The sequence below is a fragment of the uncultured Amnibacterium sp. genome (assembly GCF_964244015.1).
Classification (GTDB): Bacteria; Actinomycetota; Actinomycetes; order Actinomycetales; family Microbacteriaceae; genus Amnibacterium.
Window position 1 is genome coordinate 1 of sequence record NZ_CAXTHO010000211.1, and the last position, 2,275, is coordinate 2,275.

1 protein-coding gene and 1 pseudogene are annotated in these 2,275 nt (G+C 74.7%); one reads left to right on the forward strand and one right to left on the reverse strand.

Annotation, left to right across the window (positions count from 1 at the left end; genetic code table 11):
- Window positions 1–746: pseudogene (locus ACFE67_RS14910) on the forward strand (hypothetical protein); the annotation flags it as partial.
- A 22-nt stretch (window positions 747–768) separates the two neighbouring features.
- Here the strand turns inward: ACFE67_RS14910 and gabT are convergent.
- The gene (gene gabT, locus ACFE67_RS14915; RefSeq protein ID WP_375407654.1) at window positions 769–2,127 is read right to left on the reverse strand and encodes a 4-aminobutyrate--2-oxoglutarate transaminase; all 1,359 of its coding nucleotides are present in this window, start codon (window positions 2,125–2,127) and stop codon (window positions 769–771) included.
- Window positions 2,128–2,275 lie beyond the last annotated feature (148 nt).

The window sequence follows — 2,275 nt, forward strand, 5'->3', positions numbered from 1 at the left end:
TCGCACCGACGCCCGCCGACCCGGCCGTGCTCTGGGACCGGATCGGCGACCGCGACGTCCCGCTGCTCGTCGACGACCTCGATCACCTGCTCGATGCCCTCGGGGACGGGCACCGCGGGCCCGCGCTCGAGCGGCTCGCCGCGCGCCTCCGCGATCCCGCCGCAGCACCGACGGTGGTGACCGCGCGCGGACCGTCCGCGTGGGCCGGCCTGCCGCTCCGGGGCGTCGTCGGGCTGTTCGACGAGACGGTGCTGCTCGGCCTCGGCCTGGACGACCACCTGGCGCTCGGCGGAACCCGGGCGACCTGGGCGGCGGGCGCCGCGCCGGGCCGTGGCTGGTGCGCGGGCGCCCGGGTCCAGCTGGCGCTGACCCCGTCGGCGGAGCCGGAGGAGGTGCCGTCCGCGCCGCCGCTTCCTCCGGGTCCCGTCGTGCTGCTCACCGCGCGGCCGAGGCTGCGCGGTGACCTGCTGGCAGCGGCCGGGTGGACCGTCGTCGCCCCCGGCGCCGCGCCGCCGGACCCCGGCGTCGGCACCGCGGTCGTCGGGTCGCCCACCGAGTGGCAGACGGAGTGGCGGGCACTCGGGGCGCTCCGCGCGACCGCGACCGTGCTGGCCGACGGGTGCAGCGCAGGAGACCTCCGGGCGCTGCTCGGGACGACCGAGCCGCTGCCCCCGGTGACCGGCCCGGACGAGGTCGTGCTCCTCCCGGCCGAAGGCGCACCGCGTCGGGTCCGCCTCCCGACCTGAAGCGCTCGGTCGCCCTCCGGTGTCAGAGCGAGGCGAGCGCCTCCCGCAGCACCGAGATCGCGTCGTCGAGCTGCTCGTCGGTGATGACGAGGCTCGGGAGGAAGCGGATCACGTTGCCCCAGGTCCCCGCGGTGAGGATCAGCACGCCCTGCTGCGCGGCGAAATCGGCGATGCGCTTCACGGCCGCGGCGTTCGGGACCTTCGTCGTGTCGCGGGTGCCGGGCTCGACGAGCTCGATCGCCATCATCGCGCCCCGGCCGCGCACGTCCCCGATCACGTCGAACTCGGCGGCGAGGGCCTCGAGCGCGGGGCGGAGGCGCGCCTCGATGCGGCGACCGGCGGCGAGCAGGCCCTGCCGCTCGATCTGCTCGAAGACCGCGACCGCCGCGGAGGCGGCGACGGGATTGCCGCCGAAGGTGCCGCCCAGTCCGCCCGGCTGGGCGGCGTCCATGATCTCCGCGCGGCCCGTCACGCCCGCGAGCGGCAGCCCGGCGGCGATGCCCTTCGCGAAGAACACCAGGTCCGGCTCGAACCCGAAGTGCTCGGAGGCGAACCAGGCGCCGGTGCGCCCCATGCCGCTCTGGATCTCGTCCGCGGCGATCACGACGCCGTTCGCGTTCGCCCAGCGCTGCAGGGCGGGTAGGAAGCCCTCGGCCGGCGTCTGGAAGCCGCCCTCGCCCTGGATGGGTTCCACGACCAGGATCGCGAGGTCCTCGGCTCCGACCAGCTTCTCGAGGTAGCCGATCGTGCGGGCGGCGGCCTCCTCGCCGGACAGGCCGTCGCGGAAGGGGTAGGAGTTCGGCGCGTGGTACACGTCGCCGGGGAACGGGCCGAAACCGGCGCCGTACGGCATCGCCTTGAAGTTCATCGCCATCGTCAGGCTCGTGCGGCCGTGGTAGCCGTGGTCCAGCACCGCGACCCCGCGGCGACCGGTCGACTTGCGGGCGATCTTCACCCCGTTCTCGACCGCCTCCGCTCCCGAGTTGACCAGCACCGTCTTCTTCGCGAACGATCCGGGCGTGCGCTCCGCCACGAGCTCGGCGACGCGCACGTAGGACTCGTACGGCGTGATCGTGAAGAGGGTGTGCAGGAAGTCGCCGAGCTGCGCCTTCGCGGCCGCGACGACCGCGTCGTCGGTGTGCCCGATCGTCGTCACGCCGATGCCGGCGCCGAGGTCGAGGAAGCGGTTGCCGTCGACGTCCTCGATCACCGCGCCGTGCGCACGCGCGATGTAGACGGGCAGCGTGCTGCTCACGCCGACCGGCACGGCCCTGAGGCGACGTTCGTGGAGGGCGAGCGAGCGCGGGCCGGGCACCTCCGTCACGATCCTGCGGCCGGTCAGGGCGTCGTCGGTCTCGGTCCGGGGCAGCACGGAAGTCACGACGACAGTCTAAGAACTTGGGCGAGGAGCGCCGGGGATCCCCCGCGATGGCTCAGGATGCTGCGGTGCATCTCCCGCGTCGACTCCTGCCCGCCCTCACCGCCGTGAGCGCCGTCGCCCTCCTCGCGGGCTGCTCGACAGGAGGCTC